We start from the raw sequence: 18,301 nt of genomic DNA, 5'->3' as shown, positions 1-18,301 counted from the left end.
CGCGAACGCTATTAGTGCGAGCGTCCCCGCTCGCGAACGCTATTAGTTATTGATTATTGCGAGATATTCAAAAATAACAAATAACAACTGCCAACTGTCAACTGTCAACTGTCAACTGTCAACTGTCAACTAACTACTGACACCTAGCCAAATAAATTCGAGCCACCCTATCCCCCGGATTTTGCCGCAAACAATCAGCAAATAACCCCGCCGCTTCAGTAAAATTATAGATATTGTACAAAGACAAAGCCTCAGTAAACACTGGCAAAGTAGCCAACTTCCCCGCTTTAACGAACGGCAAATCTGCATCAAAAACCTCATAAACAGTAACCCATGCAGACTTCCCCTTAACCTGAACCTTATCAATCACGCGAATCCCATAATCAGCAGGATTTCTCAAGCCATCGACAGTCTGCTGAGTAATTAACAGCGGCACCTCGTAATTCTTCGTCAAACTTTCAATCCGAGCAGCCAAATTAACCGCATCGCCAATCACAGTACCGTCCATCCGATTGCGTCCGCCAACAGTACCCAGCATCAAAGAACCAGTATTAATTCCCACCCCAATCTGGATCGGCACATCGCCCATAGAAACGCGATATTGATTGTATTCAGCAAGAGTATGCAGCATCTCAATCCCCGCTTTCACAGCATTGTCAGCGCCCTCGCTAAACAAAGCCATAATTGCATCGCCAATATATTTATCAATAAACCCATGATTTTCCACAATCAGCGGTTCCATATAACTCAAATATGAATTTATAAATTTAAAATTATCTTGCGGTGTCATCTGTTCCGAAATCGTTGTGAAATCGCGAATGTCAGAAAACAAAATCGACATTTCCAACTCTACCGCATCTCCCAATTTAACATCAACAATACTGTCATATCCCAAAAAAGATAAAAACTGATTTGGTACAAAGCGACTTGTCGCCTCAGTGATTTTTACTTCTGTATCTAGCGCCAGTTCCAGATTACTATTAACTTGAAAAAGTTCTGTAATCAGATTTTTGCGCTCGGCTTCAGCTTTTTTGCGATCGGTAATATCTAGAATGGTATTAATAGCATAAGTAATTTTTCCGGTGCGATCGTAGATAGGAGTTGCCGAAATTTCTAAGGGAATAATTTTGTCGCCGTTGTGGACTTCTACATCGTCAGCAGCGGCATTTTCTCCTCTCAACGCCCGCACAACTGGCAAGTCTTCAGGAGGATATTCTCGATCGGTGCCTGCTCGATAAGTTTGATAAACCTCTGACAATTGTTCTGAATTTATATCCGGCACCACTCCCTTACCAAATATCTCTTTGGCTTTATGATTGATATAGTAAACTTTGCCCTCAGCATCCAGCACCCCCACACCAATTGGCATTGCTTCCAAAAACTGTGTCAAGCGATTTTCGTTTTCATTGAGTTGGGCAATCAGTAATGCTTGGTCAAAGTTTAACTTTGCCAACTCGCTATTCATTTGCTGGAGTTGGGCATTTTGTTCCGCCAACAGTTTGTTTTGATGGTAACTATTGACAGCTTCTTTTACCGTCAAACTCAGGTCTTCTTGCTGCCAGGGCTTGGCGATATAACGATATAAATTTGCATTTTTGATAGCATTTCCTACCGCTTCAATATCTGCTTGTCCTGTGAGCATGATTTTCAGAGTTTTGGGTGAAATGATATGAACTCGCCTTAACAGCTCATCTCCATTCATTTCAGGCATAATATGGTCGGAAATAATTAACGGGACTTCATAGCCATCGTCTAGCAATTCCATGATTAATTCTAATGCTTCTTCCCCACCTTCAGCAATTTCGATGATATAATCATTACTGATTGCCTCTTGAAGTTCTGCTTTCAGACTTCGGAGTACAGTTTTCTCATCATCAACACAGACAATTACTTGTAGAGCCATAATTGAGACCGACCGGATTTAATAGTTTTCAACAACTCGGCTATAGTTGCGCTAAACCAGATTTAATCGTTTCCAACAGTTCGGCTTCCGACCAAGGTTTAGACAAACAGCAATGGAGATTCGCTTCGTTCTTAGCTCGGTTAATCGCTGCTTCGTCAGCTTGACCAGTTAGCATAATTTTAATAACTTTGGGGAATTTTTTGTGAATCCGAATCAGCAGCTCATCTCCTTTAATTCCCGGCATTAGCCAATCAGAAATAATCAAAATAATACTTATATCTTCCTCATTAAGTTCTTCGATTAACTCTAGAGCTTCATCCGCATCTTCCGCTCCTTCATAGAGGTAATCACTACCGAATGCTCTTGACAGTTGCGTCCTCAGACTATTTAACACAATTCTCTCATCATCAACACACAAAATAACTGGCTTAGACATTATTTTTTATCCTCTATGATTAGCGATATAACTCTGTTGGTAGGGTGGGAACTGCACACCTTACCGCTACTAATAGTCTTGCAAACCAGCTTATGCTTCAGTCCTGATATTGGTACATTTCATAATTATACTCTAACGTTCGGCAGAAAAACATTAAATGTAGTTTCACCTGGAATTGATTCTACCTCAATCCTTCCTTGATGTTTTTCCACAATCTTCTTCACAATGTCCAGTCCCAATCCGCTGCCTTCTCCTGCGGGTTTAGTAGTAAAAAATGGCTCGAATATTTTCGCCTCGATCTCTTCAGGGATGCCTTTGCCACTGTCAGTAACGCTAATCTTTACCTGATCGGATTGCTCCGTCAATCCAATAGTTAATGTGCCACGATTATCCATTGCTTGCAAAGCATTGTGAACGAGATTTGTCCACACTTGATTTAGTTCATCTGGATAGCATAGTATCGGCGGTATTTCGGTATAGTTTCTGACTACCTCAACTCCTTGTTTGAGTAAATTTTGATAGAGAGTTAAGATGGTTTCGATCCCTTCAGCAATGCTGGCTGTTGTCTTAGTGCCTGCCTGTTCGTAACGGGCATAGGTTTTTAAGGCAAACACAACTTTTGATGCTCGATCTGTAGCTGTATTGATAGTAGCGATGCCTCTTTTTAATTCAGACAGTTTGTAGGCGGTTCCTAGGATGTGCAAACTATCCGGTTTTTGGAGTAGCAGGAGACAAGTTTCGATACGATCGTAGATCCCCATCACAACTAATAGATCTGCAACAGTATCGGCATTCTCAATCTCTAATTCTTGCAGTTCGCTTCTTAAAGCTCTCTTCAATTTGCGTTCTTCTTTGGTTGATAGTATTGATTCTTGTTGGAGAGATCGCTGAAGTAATTCTGAGAATTTTTGCCCTTCTTCTGGAGAGAAAGATTGAAAAAGTGCTGGCAAATGTTCCAGAGTTTGATCCAAGAACTTAGACACATTTCCCGCTGAAGAACGAATTGCACCCAAGGGTGTGTTAACTTCGTGAGCAACTCCCGCCACAAGTTGTCCTAAAGCTGCCATTTTTTCTGATTGAATCAGCTCTTCTTGGGTGGTTTCGAGCTGTTGGAGAGTATCGCTTAGTTCTTGATTTTTCTGGTACAAAGCTGCTTCAGCCTGCTTGCGATCGCCAATTTCTCGCCACACCGTATGCAGAATTTCCTTACCATCTACAGGAATTACAGTCAGCAATACTTCCACCCAAAAGTCTTCTCCGTCGCTGCGCCGGTGCATCCATTCAAAGCGATAGCTACCTCGCGAAAAAGCAATGGCTGTGATTTCTTGGGCTTTTTCAAAAGAGTTTCTACCGTCTGGTTGAATCTCCGGAGAAAGTTGAGCCGGCGGCAAGGAAAGAAGCTGTTTTTTGTCATTGCAACGCATCATTTTGACCGTGGCGGGGTTGCAGTCGATAAAAACATCTCCATCTAAAAGCAAAATTGCATCGGCGGATTGCTCGTAAAGTTGTCGAAAACGAGCTTCTGACTGCTGGAGTTCTTGGGTGCGTTCTTCTACTTTTGCTTCTAAATTGGCATAGAGTTGGGCATTTTCGATCGAGATGGCAGCTTGAGAAGACAATAATTGTAGAACTGCTAATCGATCGAGAGTAAATGCACCCACTGTCAGGTTATTTTCTAGGTAAAGGATACCGATCGCCTTTCCTTGATGTTGAATAGGCAAACACAATACTGATTTTGGTTTGTGCTGACTTATGTATGGATCGTTAATATTTTTAATGGGAGATTCTGGTTGGTTGATTTCCTCGAACAAGTCGTTAAAAATGACATATTCTTGAGTCCTAAAAACATAGTTGATGACGCTTCGAGGTAACTTATCGCTAGTTTCAATAGGAATTGACTCCAGAACTTTTATTTCTGCAACACCGCTAATTCCGGTAGCTTCAATTACTAAATTACCTGCTTTTTGCAAAATAAAATTGCCTGTTTCTGCTCCGGCATTTTCCATCACTACTTGCATTAAAATTGACAGCAATTTGTCAAGCTGAATTTCTCCTGAAAGTGTTTGAGATGCTTTCATGATTGTCCCGAAGTCCAGGATTTCTGAAACACTGGAACTCGTGGATGAGATAGTTCCAGACTTCATTAGCACAATTGTTTCGTCTGTATGAATGCTCTTTTTCTGGTTCAGGATTGGGGCGAGCAATTGGGGATACCGTTTTTCTAGATCCTCAACCTTTGCCTTTGCACCCCAACGCGCATAAGCGTAGTAGGCGTCGGTTAAGTAAACTGTGCCAACTTTATCTTTACCCCAAGCGAGATAGAATTTAGCCGCGAGTTCCTGGGCTAGTGCTTCTTCGTTGAGATAACCGTTTTCTTTGGCGAGGGAAATGGCGCGATCGTACAATTCGATCGCCTCTAATTTTTCCTCTAAAACTCGATGCCGTTCTGCCTCTACTAGATAAAATTTATGTAGATAATTCATCGGGGCATGATTCGCCCATTTTTGCATTTTCTCCTGATTGGCGATTACAGTTTCGAGGATTTGTTGTTGTTCCGAAATCTCTCGATCGGGATACACCGCCAACTTAGACAGAGAATCATAGGTATAAAAAATCGGTACTAATATCGAAGCTACTCCTGCATCTAAATACTCTTCTGCTCCGGCAGAATGCTCAATGGCTTGGTGGTAGTCACAAAAAAGATAACAAAGGATTAACTTATTTAAGAAAAAATAGTAACACGCTATTCTGTAATTATTGGCAATATGAATCGGTAACATTTTTGCTTCATCACAAGCTGAACCGATTAAAAAGCAAGGATTATCCGTCCTTTCCAGTAAGTTTAATACAACTTGATGGTAAATTTGATGCAATTGAAGAATGCTATCCTGATTCATCTTGTCGATCGCATCACCGTAAGTTTCCATCTCTAGTTTCACGCTTGATAGCTCGACCGATCCACTAAAGAATAAATGGTAGCAATACCTGTGGGCAGAATAGCAAGCGTGTTCTAAATCTCCTGTCTCTAAACCGCTAAAGTAAGAAGCTAGAAAAGGTTTTAAGGTCTCTGTAATATGCTGTTTCCAATGCTTGATAAAGCAAGCTTCTACAAACAGCGTCATAGATTTGAAAGGCTTAGTATCGAGTTTTTCGAGTAGATTTAGTGCAAGTTGTCCAAATTGATAGCCCGATTCTAACTCCCCCATGACTCCGCAGAGAATGAGTCCATAATTAGCATAGGCATGAGTATGAGTTGGTGCATTACCATATTTAAGGGCTAATTGAATTTGTTTAAAAGTAATGAGAGGTAGCAAAACTGGAGTGACCATGTAAGCAGAAGGACAGAGTTGTAACAGCATCTGAGTTGCTGCCAGTTTTTGCGGGTCACTCATGTCAGGTAAATCAATTAAGTCATGAATCGGTTTTTCTTGTAAAGCCAATTGCGTCTTTTCAAAAGCCAAGGGAATTTCTGTCAGTTCTGGATCTTTAGGTAGATCTATCCCCAAGAGTTTGAGAATGTCTAACCCAAAATTCAAAGATTGTTTGAGTTGGTTCTGCGCTTTCAAAGCTTGAATTTTAACTTGATAAGTTTTGATTTGATCTAAGAGCGTATTTGCCTTTTCCAGGACTATTTCTGCCAATGGCTCCATTTGCTCAAAATCACCATTCAGATACATCGCCTCTGTGGCTTCTTCGTAAAGTGCTAAACTCAGGTTGTAATGATTCTGCCAACACTCAACATCCAGGAGTTCTATGCCTAAAGTTAAATATTTTTCAGCAGCCGCGTAAGCCGTGGAAGATTTAGCTTTACGTCCAGCTATTAAATTTAATTGAGCAAGCTCATCTCGTTTGATTCGATCGGTAATTAACTCCACCCCGATATTTAATTGGTTGACAATATCAAAAATCTTCTCTTCTTGTTCTGCTTCTGGCGTATTCCTCAACAACAATTGTCCGATTTCGAGGTGGGTGGACTGTTTCTGGGATTCGGGAATCAGAGAATATGCCGCTTGCTGCACTCGATCGTGCAAAAATCTGTAGGGAACCGATAACTCCGATCCTTGAAGAATTTCAATTGATTCAGATTTCTGAAAAAATTTATATACTTCACTGGTGGGAATAATTAATCCTTCTTGCAGTGCTAGCCACAAATCGGCTGCTGTTTCCGACTCGGATTTTTTGGAGACAATTGCTAGCGTTGCTAAGTCAAATTGATTACCTACACAAGCTGCAAGTTTTAAAGCTTGCTGAGTATTTTCAGGCAATTTCTGCAACTGAATTGCCATAAACTCGACGACATCATCAGTCCAAGAAAGCGCCCTCAATTTGGCAATGTCGCACTGCCACCCCCCCCTTGCCCCGGGGGTGAAATCAAATGATATAAATCCATCGCTGTGCAAAAATTGCAGAAATTTAGTTGCAAAAAAGGGATTGCCTTTGGTTTTGGCAAAAATCAATTCCGTCAAAGGCATTGCTCTTTCTATTGGACAAGAAAAAGTATCCGCAATTAGGCAATTTAGGGAAGTTAGGTTGAGAGGTGCTAAGGTAATTTGATTGACTTTCAGGACGGGTGGATCGATATCCTGCTTTTCTAGAGAAGATGCTGACGAATTAGCCTCTACTTTCCTAATCTCACCCAATGTCAACATTAGCGGGTGAGCCGGAAATACTTCGTTGTCTCGATATGCTCCCATTAACAACAGATAGCGGGTATCTGTTTCGCTCATCAGCAACTGCATCAATTTCAAAGAAGCTGAGTCTGCCCACTGCAAATCATCCAAGAAAATTACTAAAGGATGTTCTTTGGTGGCGAATACTCGGATAAACTTGCCAAATAGCAAATTAAAACGATTTTGAGCTGCGACTCCTTCTAGTTTGAGGACTTCTGGCTGCTTGCCAATCAGGTGTTCTAATTCTGGGATGACATCGATAATAACTTGACTGTTTTCACCCAAAACCCCTAATATCTTGACTCGCCATTTCTGCACCTCGCCAGCACTTTCGGTGAGTAATTGTCTGATTAAATTCTGGAATGCCTGCACCCAGGAAGAGAAGGGAATATCCCGCTTAAATTGATCGAATTTTCCTTTGATGAAGTAACCCCGTTGGCGGACAATGGGTTTGTGAACTTCATTGACAACGGCGGTTTTTCCAATGCCGGAAAATCCCGCTACTAACATGATTTCGATATTGCCTTCGCTGATGCGATCGAAGGCTGCTAATAGGGCTTTAACTTCAGTTTCTCTACCGTAGAGTTTTTCGGGAATGACGAAGCGATCGCAAATATCCCGATTTGCCAATACAAACTCGCTAATAGTCCCATTTTCTTGCCATTGCTGCGAGCATTTTTCTAAGTCGTAGCGCAGCCCAGCAGCACTTTGATAGCGTGATTCTGGAGTTTTTGCCATCAGTTTCATGATGATATTATTCACCATCACTGAGATAGCTGGAACCAGATTGATTGGCTCAGTTGGCATTCTGGCAATATGACAGTGGACTAACTCCATTGGATCGTTAGAGTCAAAGGGCAATTTCCCTGTTAGTATTTGGTAAAATGTAACTCCCAACGAGTAAAAGTCGGTACGGTAGTCGATACCCCGATTCATGCGTCCCGTTTGTTCTGGGGACATATAAGCTAGGGTTCCTTCTAAGACGTTTGGATTTTGGATTTCCTGGTTTTCTCTGGGTAGAAGTGAGGAAATGCTGAAGTCAATTAATTTAACTTCTTTAGTTTCCGGGTTAATGATGATATTCTGGGGCTTGATGTCTTTGTGAATAATTCGGTTGTGATATAGTCCTTCTATGGTTTTGACAATCTGAATTGCGATCGGCAAAAATTCATTTAGCGGTAGAGGCGAACTCTGGAGGGAGGAAATGTCAGATTTACTGGATTTGATATTCTCCAATTGCTCTGAATTAACAGTATACTCAGCGAGGGAAATACCTCCAATATCCTCGGTAATCAGAGCAAAAGCATTCTGATAGTTTAAGAGTGCAATGGGTTTGAGAATTCCCGGAAGGTCAAGATTTTTGGTGATCGTGTACTGATTCCGAAACTGTATGAGTTCGCTAAAAGTGGGATATTCACTCCATAACAGTTTGATAATTACTTTTTGGTTTGACTCAGAAACTCCTCGATAAACCTGGGTTCTAGAGCCATTATAGATTTGCTCGGTGAGGTGATAGCCGGGAATTTTTAACATATTATCAGTCATGGTGAAGAGGTTAAATCAATATTCTGTAGATGCTATCGGAGGCTGAAAATGATAAAGCGGTAAGGTGCATATTGCACATCTTACAGAGTAGAGTTTATGCGCCCAGAACAATTAATCCAAAATTCTTGGCTGTTCAAATTTTAGATGCTCTGGCTGAAATTAATTAGGTTTTTTAGTGCTATTTAACTATTTTCGACAGGGACTAAATGACACCCGGTGAAAGACAGACACACCACAACGTTCCAAAGCTAACTTATGTTTAGCAGTACCATATCCTTTGTTGTTTGTCAAGTCATATTCAGGATACTTGACGGCCATCCGCAGGATTAATTCGTCGCGCCAAACTTTGGCGACAATACTAGCAGCGGCAATCTGAATCGATCGCGAATCACCTTTAATCATCGTCTCTTGGTCGATCGACAAATTGGGTATTCTTTGATTGCCGTCAACCAAACACAAATCTGGGGCGACATTTAATTTCAAAATCGCCCGTTTCATTGCCAACAAAGAAGCCTGCAAAATATTCAGGCGATCGATCTCCCGCACCGAAGCCACACCAATTTGACAGTCAACCGCCACAGCCCTGATTTTGACTGCTAACCGACTCCGGGCTGCGGCACTCAACTGTTTGCTGTCGCGCACTCCGCAACTTACTAATTCTTCGAGAACTTCGTCGGGCAAAATGCAGGCGGCTGCCACCACTGGCCCGAACAAAGCTCCTCTTCCTACTTCATCTACACCTGCAATTATCCGAGGGAAAGAGGGGGAGGGGGAAAGGGGGAGAGGGGGAGAGGGAGAGGGGGAGATTGGGAGATGGAAAGATGGGAAGAGAGTAAAAATTTCTACTTCTTCTTTGTTCCTTTTTCTTTGTTCCTTCTTCCTTCTTCCCTCTTCCTTCTTCTTTGTTCCTTCTTCCTTCTTCCCTTTTCCTTCTTCCTTCATAATCACTCATCCAAAACAGCAGAGGAGCGGCGACGGCGGCGGCGGTTGATCGCAGGTTCCTCGGGTTCGCTCGATTCGATCGCCTCGTGGGATTCGATCGGCTCATAGGATTCGATCGGCTCATAGGATTCGATCGGCTCATAGGATTCGATCGACTCATATAGCTTATTCGGCTGATTCGAGAAAGCCATCACATCGTCGGCTTCCTCCATCGGCTCAAAATCATCGATTTCGTCGATCGAACTTGCGCCGTAAATTTCAGCCTCATCATCAGCATCATCGTCATCGTCATCCTCAGCAAATACCGGCAGGGCAACCGACATTTCTGAATAATAATTTTGTTCCTCAACATGGGGTGCTGGCGCAGGCGCTTCAAATTCAAATTCGAGCTGCTCAAAAGGCGGCTTATTCGGCCCAGCTCCGGGGAGTGTCACCGAAACGATCGCATTTTTAGGATTTTTGACGCTGCGATCCGTTAGCACCAAAGGAGAAACCCCCATCAGAGCATAAACATCCTGCTCTTCTGGCGTCATTTCCACCGAAATCACCTCCGGAGGCTCCACCATCGGCTTCAGCAGCTCAGACTTAGTTGGCCGCACGCGATCGAATTCCTCGCGCCTGCCAACAGTTGCCATATTCACTAGCCCGAAGCCCTCAGAAGCTGCCCGGATGCCGGGGGGAGTCACCACCAGATACTCAGAGCGGGTATCTGCGACGGGCGCACTCGAAGTATTCGGCAGCCGCAACTTGCTACGTACCGGTTCCTCTTCCACCGGGACGACGGCAAAAGGCTCTTCACCAATCCGGCGGCGCCGCCGCCGTCTGGTTCCGTTGCCCAAATCCTGATAGCTGGGATGGTTGAGCAAGTCCAAAGCTGAGGCGTTGCCGCCAGTCTCAACAAAATCCAAACTTTCGCTCTGAGGTTCCCAAGCAGCCCGAGCGAGTTCGGGGGAACGTTCTTCTCGCACTGGTGCAGCAGTTGCAGCAGCTACAGGCGCCAAGCTGCGGCGTTCCAATCCTTCTGGCAAGTTCAACATCACCCGGTTGGAGGAAGTCACAGTGCGATCGGCTGCTTCCCGCACCGCTGCGCCGAAGTCCTCTTCGCCCGGGAGTTGTACCAGATGACCCAACCCACTGCAAGTAGGGCAACTGTGGCCGAATAACTCGTAAATATTTTGACCTTGGCGTTTGCGGGTGAGTTCTACCAGTCCTAATTCGGACAGTTGAGCTATTTGGGGTCGAGATTTGTCAGCTTTGAGAGCTTTATTGAAATGTTCCAGCACCTGCAACTGATCGCGGCGGGATTCCATGTCGATAAAGTCAACAATAATCACTCCGGCAATATTGCGAAGTCGTAGTTGTCTAGCAATTTCCGTGGCTGCTTCGCAATTTGTCCAGAGTACAGTTTCGCGAGCCGTTGCCGATCGAGTAAACGAGCCAGAGTTGACATCAATTACCGTCAGCGCTTCTGTCGGCTCGATAATCACATAACCGCCAGAAGGTAAATCTACCCTTGGTCTGAGAGCTTCTCGAATCGCAGCGTTGACGCGGAAAAATTCTAAAATCGAGGCGCGCTCTCGGTGGTGGTCGATCAAAACTCCCGCAGGAAGTTTACCGCCGTTCCAGCTCATCAACTGCTGCTTCACCCGCTTAATCCCATTTTGCGAGTCCACGACAATCCGGTTCACGTCACCGCTGAACATATCCCGCAATACCCGCTGGATAAAATCGTCATCGCGGTTGAGCAGTGCCGGCGCCCGGGTAGAACCGCCTTCAAGTTGAACAGCTTCCCACTGCTTTTGCAGCACTTCCAAATCTTCCATGATGGCTTCTTCGGTCATGCCTTCGGCTTCGGTTCTTACCAGCAGCCCCATCCCGGCCGGTTTCACCAAAATAGCCAGGGCTCTGAGGCGGTTGCGCTCGGCTTCCGACTTGATTCTCCGGGACAGATTGACTCCCCTGCCGTAGGGCATCAGTACCAAATAACGCCCGGGCAGGGTAATGTTGCCTGTCAGCCGGGGGCCTTTGCTGCCCGTCGGTTCTTTCATCACCTGTACCAGCACTTTTTGCTGGGGGGTGAGGAGTTCTGTAATTGCTCCTGCCGATCGCTTGAGCCGCAGTGGGCCGAGGTCTGTGACGTGCATGAACCCGTTGCGTTCTGGGTCGCCAATATTGACGAAGGCCGCATCTATCCCAGGAAGTACATTTTCGACAATTCCCAAGTAAATGTCACTGACTTGATGGCTGCCTGTGGCTACCACGAGTTCTTGGATTTGATCTTCTGAAAAGACGGCAGCAATGCGATGCTGCTCTGCTATAACTATCTGCTTTGTCATTCAATTTCCTCAAAAAACTGTCAGCAAGTTAGAGACACTAACGCTGAAAAGTGCCTCTGACTTTAACTGTAATTAGTAGTAGCTTAAAGAGTTATTAGCTGTCAGTTGGTGCAGGGTTGAAGGAAATTTAACTCTTCACTGTTAACTGTTAACTCTTCACTGTTACAGATAAAAAAGTAGTTAAACCCGACCGATCGAGAGTTATGAGTTATGCTCAGCAGATAAATCTGAGAGATAGAAATAAGGAGGCTTTTATCGAGTTAGCAATATTGAGTTTTAAGTTGAGAATTGCTTTCCTCAATACTTCAAAATTCAACAGTTGCAACTCTTCCTTTGAACTCAGCGAATAAATTCAGCGCCACTCTCACCAATTTCTTAACACACAACTGAACACACAACTGAACATTACGAACTGATAACTCCGCTTGCGTGGTGGTTGAGGGCTGGTTTTGAGCGAAAGTAAGTAGGATTGATACTCCCCAGGGCTTAAGCCACGGGGATTCTTGAATGAATCCGAAAACTCTCAAAGGTGCTATCAAATCACCTCTAGACGCTCAAAACAACTACCTTTATAAAAGATGTTGCAATTGCGCTTACTTTGAAATTGTGCTTGTTTTCATAGACCATCACAACGCCAGATAGGTACGCTTCACACTCTGCCATTACTTGTCAGTTATACAGGCTTACTACTCCTTGAGGAGTGTGGTGGCTCACTGTGCCGGGATTTCTCCGATACTAGAGTGTTTCAACACGTAGATGGTTGTTTTACTTGCTAACTCAATTATAGAATAAGACTCCAATCACTTGTGTAAAGGAATATTGAAGGCGGTTGAAACCGCTACCGACTTCCTCCCCGTGTCTAAAGCCAGGGGCACGCCGGGCTCGTTTTCTGGTGAAAGCGTAAGGACTTTTATTGAATTCTTGCGCGATCACACTCAACAGACTCTATTCTTGGCATTCGACTGGAACTTCCGCCCCTGCCAACCCTAAAACCTTGTCAGTCGATTTTAGATTGAATAATTTTAGATTTTAGATTTACAAGCGCAGATGAATCTGGGAACTTGAACCTTGGTCTAAAATTTTGGGATCTCCACGAATTAAGTCCGGGCTTGTATCCGTTTTCGATCGAGGTCAAAAACATCTATTGTTGAATACCCGCTGGCTCGGCTTGAACCATGAGATTTTTGACTAAGCCGACGATCGACAACCACTCGATCGATCGAAATTAATCGATCAATTTGGTTCATGCTCCGCTCCTGCGGGTTTAGCGCTAGATTTAGCCCGTGAATGTACAAAAAGGCTTGAAGTCTTGAACAGAAGCAATTTGCACCCAGCCCGCGTTGCTGGTTGGCTCTTAGCGACGAGCGACAAAAGCGCTCAAGCCGCTGCGGCTTCCATAACAAGCAATTATAGCTTGACACGACACATCCCGATCGAGAGCCGAAGGTGAAATATTTCACCACAGCTTCCCTATTTTAACCATAACCCAAGATTAGCTGACTGCGCTGAACCTGCAAAAGCTGAATTTCCTGCTGGCTGACTTGTTCGAGCATGAAAACAAGGTGTTCGGGCTTGAGCAGGTTGCCGTCGCTGCGACAACTGCCGGTATAGCGCAAGACGGCTGTACCTTCGGATTGCTGCACAAGTTCTAGTTTGTGCAGCCGATCGCGCAAATTGACATCGCGAGTCTTTCCCGACTTAGTAGTGTGCACCCGCCAAAAAGCCTCTGTTTCGGCGATCGCCTTCACCCAAGCTTCCCAATTGGCAGTATCTGCGACGGAGACAGCAGTAGAATTATCCTGGTCAGATTCGCCATTTTCCGTCAACAAGCCTGTTGCAGCCACAGTAATTACGTACTCCGCTGCTTCTAACAATTGACTGGCAGAAGGAGCTTTGAGGTCGATCGACTCAACCTTGTAAATCGGGATATTTTCCGGCAGAGTCGCGGCCAATTTTGCCCGGAAAATCTCAAGATCGATCGACTCAGTGAGTTCAAAATCAGCAATTTCCCCAGTGCTGGTAACGCCCAGAGGCAGAGCATTTGCCACAGAAATCCGAGGATTTGGGTGGAAGCCGCCAGTAAACGAAATCGGTAAATCGGCCCGGCGGACAACTCGATCGAACAATCGCAGCAAATCCAAATGACCAACCAAAGCCATATCGCCCACCTTCCCAAACCAAACCCGAAAACGCTGTTTCCGTTCTGTATTCGGTACAAATTCCCCAGCAAAATCTGGAATTGGCAGGGCATCTACAACCACATTGTGTCCGAAATCTGTGCCGCAAACCCCGCAGCGGGAACACCCTTCAAAGGAACAATCGGGAACCGTCGCTGCTTCTAAAGCCTTTTGCAAGTCAAGTTTCAGCCAGTTTTTATCGATTCCCGTGTCTAAGTGATCCCAAGGTAAAGGTCGATCGAGAAAGAGGGGGAGAGGGGGGGAGGGAGAGAGGGGGAGAGGGGGAGATGCGGGAAAATCTTCCGACTTCCCTCGGACGACTTCCCTCGGACGACTTACATCCGTTACATCCGTTACATCCGTTACAGAATCCGTTGCCGAACTTCCTTCTTCCTTCTCCTCTTCCTTCTGAAAAAGATTCCATTCGCCGCTTTCAACTTGACGGTATTTCCAGGTAAGGCCGGATTCATCGATCGCCCTTGTCCAAGCCTTGTATGCTGTATCCAAGTTTTCCCACCAAGCATCCATACCGGCGCCCAGTTCCCAAGCCCGGCGGACTACAGCACCCAAACGTCGATCGCCCCTACCGACAAAATCCTCCATTGCCGAAATCCGCACATCGGTATAATTCACCTTGATATTTCTCATCGCTTTGAATTCACCCTTCAGCAATTTTTGCTTGCGTGAAAACTCGGCAGTAGAAACCGAATGCCACTGAAAAGGAGTGTGAGGCTTAGGCGTAAAATTAGAAATTGTCAAGTTAAAATTCAGTGGCCGCCTGCCATTAAGCCTGCATTCCCTTTGCAGCCAGCGGACTGTTTCGGCGATTCCCAGAACATCAAAATCGGTTTCTCCGGGCAAACCGATCATAAAATACAGCTTGATTTTATCCCAACCGCGATCGACCGCAGTTTTGACACCCCGCAACAATTCTTCGTTTGTCAAACCTTTGTTAACGATGTCGCGCATCCGCTGCGTGCCGGCTTCCGGGGCAAAAGTCAAACCGCTTTGCCGCGTGCCGCCGAGAATGTCGGCAATATTATCGTCAAATCTGTCAACCCGCTGACTGGGTAAAGACAGAGAGATATTTTTGTCTTTGAGGCGGTTTTTGATTTCCATCCCCACAGCCGGAAGTGCTAGATAGTCGGAACAACTCAGGGAAAGCAGGGAAAACTCGCTGTGCCCGGTGGCTTTCATTCCTTCTTCTATCGCCTCTACGACTTGCTGCGGTTCCACATCGCGGGCGGGGCGAGTCAGCATTCCCGGCTGACAGAAGCGACAGCCGCGGGTGCATCCCCGGCGGATTTCGACTGTCAGTCTGTCGTGTACTGTCTCGACGTAGGGTACTAGCCCGATCGAATAAGCTGGTATGGGAGTTGCTACGCGGCGCAGAATTTTTTCTGGGACTTGCGGGCGGTTGGGATGAACAGAACCATCTGCCGCCATATCGTAGAATTGGGGCACGTAAACGCCGGGAATTTGCGCTAAATCCAGCAATAGTGCTTCTCGGCTCAAATTATTAGTTTTGCCTTCTGCCAAAATCAAGCCAATTTCTGGCAGCAATTCTTCTCCATCTCCCAAAGCGATGAAGTCAAAAAAGTCAGCGTAGGGTTCGGGATTGGAGGTTGCGGTTTGTCCGCCAGCAAAAATTAGCGGCAAATCGCCGCCATTTTGGGCATTTGTCGCTCTTTCTTTCCAAGTTAGGGGAATGCCGGCTAAATCCAGCATTTCCAGAATGTTTGTTGCTCCGAGTTCGTAGCTGAGGCTGAAGCCGAGAATATCAAATTCTGTGAGCGATCGCCTAGATTCTACAGCAAACAGGGGAGTTTTGGTCGTTAGCGCAGCCCTCGGAGAGGATCGCAGTTTTGCTGCTAAGTCTGGTGCGGGCAAATAAGCTCGATCGCACAACTGTCTCGGCAAGGCATTCAAAATATTGTAAAGGATGATGTGTCCCAGATTGGAAGCACCAACTTCATACACTTCTGGATATGTGAGCACCCAGCGTACAGACGCCCCATCCCAAGGCTTGCGTACAGCCCCCAACTCGTTTCCTAGATAACGAGCAGGCTGATTGATTTCTGCTGTAAGTAATTCTTCGATTTTTACTGCCACGGCTCGACTCGCTCTCATATTTGCGACTCTTAAGCAGCCTACCTTAAAATCTGCCAATACGCCAACGGCAGTCCTATCTCTTTGGAGCCCTTTAACTCAAGTTGCTGTGTTTGCTTACTTGTTTTCACTGGTGAGTAGATTCTAGAAGTGCTTGTTTACACAAGACAAGAGTTTGCTGCTTCAAAGCTTTCGACATTTTCAAATATCTCAAAAACTCGATCGAGTTGGCTGAGTTCCAGAATCATTCTAATTCCGGCGGTAACTGAACACAGACTAAACCTGCGTCCCATTTTTTTCGCCTGCTTGAGGCCGGAAATCAATGCCATCAAACCCGCGCTGTCAATAAATGTTACTGCGCCAACATCTACGAGTACCGCTACTACTCCAGGGGCTGAAATTGTTGTGGTTAGTTGCTCTGTGAATTCTCCGGCTGTGGCTGCATTTAGGTGGTCTAGGGGTCGAATCACCCTAAGTGGTTTATGGGCAAGAAGTGTCTGCATATATCAAACCTATGGTTGCTACGTATTTTCAACTACCGTACTGGACGGAGGTAAGCCTAAACCTACTTGACACCTACGAGCGTAACCCTACCTGAGGAAAACCGATCGGTAGTTTTGAGTAGTTTACTGAATCTTTATTTATTTAGTCTTTTTTATAAAAGTTTGTGCAAGATTTACGGAGTAAAGGTAAGCTACTATACTATTTTTTATTTGTGCGACGAGGTTTAGTGTTGGCAATCGTAAAGATTGCGATCGACCTTATCCTAGCTGTTAGGTTAAACTGAGCAATGTAATTGAAATCACTGGTTAGTTCTGATTTGGATCACTCACTCCATCGACTGTTAAGATGACAATAATACTGTACGGAGTTCTCCGATATACTATGCAAGCAACTCATGCTATTCGTCAACTTGTAGAAAAAGCCCTCTACATTAAGCAGTTGACGCCTGACATTGAAAACGAAATCAACAACGAGCTCACCCGTTTGGGCTACATCTCGGATATTGATTATGAGGCTTTAGAGTTATTAATGGATGAAATGGATGCTGGCCGGGTGCAATTGGTATCTAGTAGATAGTTGGAACCGGAGAGCGCGGAAAAATCACAGATTGAAAAAAAATCCTTGCACGGTGGGAAAGACGGGAGTCTCAGAAGCATTTACCCCGGCACGGTACTTTTAAAAGCTCGCACCCAGTTGATGAGCTTGATATTTGAGGCGATGGTTTGTTCACCTCACTATCAAAAAAATACTTTTACTTCAATTAAATATATAACTTTTGGGGCTTGACAAATGAGGTGTAATAGTAATTTATTAATGATTACTGTTACCTAGCTGAGGTGGAAAACCGGTTTGGAACGATCGCAATTAAATTTGTTCGATCTTTCAGACTGAAGTCCTCATCAAACAAGAGAGGAGTTCAGTCCGAACGATCGAAAGTGATAACGGTTATTTTACCGGAATATATATAATCAGGCGCGATCGCCAGTTGTGTAAAGTTTTGTAAAAAGTATACGGGATTTGCATAAAAAAGAACAAGTTGCGCCGATAGCTCAAATAGAGAGGCTCGCGTCCTAGTGGCGAGAGAGTCTGTCAACTTGTATCTCAACTTATGTAATATGTCAAGAGAACCAGATAGCACGGAAACTTCAATCAACAGTCTATTTGCCAAAATCGAGACCTTGCTGATGCAGACTTGGCAAGAAACAGGCCACGGATGCCTAACTATTGAGAGCGAAAAAATCAGTCCGAAAAAAATCCAAGTAATTATTCGAGGCTCTACTTACTATCGCTATGTTATTTCCCCTGAAGGCATAAACAAGTGGGTTTTAAAGCAAATTGCCGAAGGGGATTGAGCGATTAACGGTTGGGTAATTGGTAATTGGTAATTGGTAATTGGTAATTGGTAATTGGTAATTGGTAATTGGAATTGGTAATTGGTAATTGGTAATTGGTAATTGGTAATTGGTAATTGGTAATTGGTAATTGGTAATTGGTAATTGGTAATTGGTAATTGGTAATTGGTCGTTATATAATGAATTTGCGATCGCTCCTATCCAAGAAAATTGATTAGTCGTGAGGATTTCCATCCTTGCCGAGTCAATCAAAAAGGGAGCATCTCATTTTTGCAAAAAACATTTTTTTTACAGTGCGAGCGTCCCCGCTCGCGTGCTATATCAGCA

11 protein-coding genes are annotated in these 18,301 nt (G+C 44.6%); 2 read left to right on the top strand and 9 right to left on the bottom strand.

Annotated elements, in window-relative coordinates; all coding sequences use genetic code 11:
• Positions 1-133: 133 nt before the first annotated feature.
• The 8 genes from JGK20_RS12035 to JGK20_RS12000 all read right to left on the bottom strand — a co-directional run bounded on the left by JGK20_RS12035 (position 134) and on the right by JGK20_RS12000 (position 16,621).
• A complete protein-coding gene (locus JGK20_RS12035) occupies positions 134-1,903 on the bottom strand; it encodes an adenylate/guanylate cyclase domain-containing protein (protein ID WP_293174918.1) in 1,770 nt (589 codons plus the stop codon).
• 40 nt (positions 1,904-1,943) lie between these two features.
• The gene (locus tag JGK20_RS12030; protein ID WP_293155470.1) at positions 1,944-2,339 is read right to left on the bottom strand and encodes a response regulator; all 396 of its coding nucleotides are present in this window, start codon (positions 2,337-2,339) and stop codon (positions 1,944-1,946) included.
• Positions 2,340-2,464: 125 nt separating this feature from the next.
• The gene (locus JGK20_RS12025) at positions 2,465-8,554 is read right to left on the bottom strand and encodes an AAA family ATPase (protein ID WP_293225560.1); all 6,090 of its coding nucleotides are present in this window, start codon (positions 8,552-8,554) and stop codon (positions 2,465-2,467) included.
• A 186-nt stretch (positions 8,555-8,740) separates the two neighbouring features.
• On the bottom strand, positions 8,741-9,496 hold the full coding sequence (locus tag JGK20_RS12020) for a ribonuclease HII (RefSeq protein ID WP_293174924.1): 756 nt from the start codon (positions 9,494-9,496) through the stop codon (positions 8,741-8,743).
• 2 nt (positions 9,497-9,498) lie between these two features.
• Positions 9,499-11,832: an Rne/Rng family ribonuclease gene (locus JGK20_RS12015; RefSeq protein WP_293174927.1), complete on the bottom strand. Its 2,334-nt coding sequence runs from the start codon at positions 11,830-11,832 to the stop codon at positions 9,499-9,501.
• Positions 11,833-12,929: 1,097 nt separating this feature from the next.
• Entirely contained in the window at positions 12,930-13,079 is a 150-nt protein-coding gene (locus tag JGK20_RS12010; protein ID WP_293174930.1) for a hypothetical protein, read from the bottom strand.
• Positions 13,080-13,307: 228 nt separating this feature from the next.
• Positions 13,308-16,121, bottom strand: a complete 2,814-nt coding sequence (locus JGK20_RS12005; RefSeq protein WP_293225562.1) for a TIGR03960 family B12-binding radical SAM protein — start codon at positions 16,119-16,121, stop codon at positions 13,308-13,310.
• Positions 16,122-16,276: 155 nt separating this feature from the next.
• The gene (locus tag JGK20_RS12000) at positions 16,277-16,621 is read right to left on the bottom strand and encodes an STAS domain-containing protein (protein WP_293174936.1); all 345 of its coding nucleotides are present in this window, start codon (positions 16,619-16,621) and stop codon (positions 16,277-16,279) included.
• A 382-nt stretch (positions 16,622-17,003) separates the two neighbouring features.
• Here JGK20_RS12000 and JGK20_RS11995 point away from each other — a divergent pair, with 382 nt between their 5' ends.
• The gene (locus tag JGK20_RS11995) at positions 17,004-17,198 is read left to right on the top strand and encodes a hypothetical protein (protein ID WP_293155487.1); all 195 of its coding nucleotides are present in this window, start codon (positions 17,004-17,006) and stop codon (positions 17,196-17,198) included.
• Between the two features lie 539 nt (positions 17,199-17,737).
• Entirely contained in the window at positions 17,738-17,974 is a 237-nt protein-coding gene (locus tag JGK20_RS11990) for a hypothetical protein (protein WP_293174939.1), read from the top strand.
• Here the strand turns inward: JGK20_RS11990 and JGK20_RS11985 are convergent.
• Positions 17,948-18,226 carry a hypothetical protein gene (locus JGK20_RS11985; RefSeq protein WP_293230559.1) on the bottom strand — a complete coding sequence of 93 codons (279 nt, stop codon included), beginning with the start codon at positions 18,224-18,226 and terminating at the stop codon, positions 17,948-17,950. The genes JGK20_RS11990 and JGK20_RS11985 overlap by 27 nt on opposite strands.
• Positions 18,227-18,301: the final 75 nt, after the last annotated feature.

Origin of the sequence: Microcoleus sp. PH2017_05_CCC_O_A (genome assembly GCF_020738785.1) — a bacterium.
Lineage (GTDB): Bacteria > Cyanobacteriota > Cyanobacteriia > Cyanobacteriales > Microcoleaceae > Microcoleus.
This window is presented reverse-complemented; position numbering and strand designations above follow the sequence as displayed.

Coding starts and splice junctions, on each gene's coding strand:
- JGK20_RS12035 (WP_293174918.1), bottom strand. CDS start 1,903: ATGGCTCTACAAGTAATTGTCTGTGTTGATGATGAGAAAACTGTACTC.
- JGK20_RS12030 (WP_293155470.1), bottom strand. CDS start 2,339: ATGTCTAAGCCAGTTATTTTGTGTGTTGATGATGAGAGAATTGTGTTA.
- JGK20_RS12025 (WP_293225560.1), bottom strand. CDS start 8,554: ATGACTGATAATATGTTAAAAATTCCCGGCTATCACCTCACCGAGCAA.
- JGK20_RS12020 (WP_293174924.1), bottom strand. CDS start 9,496: ATGAAGGAAGAAGGAAAAGGGAAGAAGGAAGAAGGAACAAAGAAGAAG.
- JGK20_RS12015 (WP_293174927.1), bottom strand. CDS start 11,832: ATGACAAAGCAGATAGTTATAGCAGAGCAGCATCGCATTGCTGCCGTC.
- JGK20_RS12010 (WP_293174930.1), bottom strand. CDS start 13,079: ATGAACCAAATTGATCGATTAATTTCGATCGATCGAGTGGTTGTCGAT.
- JGK20_RS12000 (WP_293174936.1), bottom strand. CDS start 16,621: ATGCAGACACTTCTTGCCCATAAACCACTTAGGGTGATTCGACCCCTA.
- JGK20_RS11995 (WP_293155487.1), top strand. CDS start 17,004: ATGCAAGCAACTCATGCTATTCGTCAACTTGTAGAAAAAGCCCTCTAC.
- JGK20_RS11990 (WP_293174939.1), top strand. CDS start 17,738: ATGTCAAGAGAACCAGATAGCACGGAAACTTCAATCAACAGTCTATTT.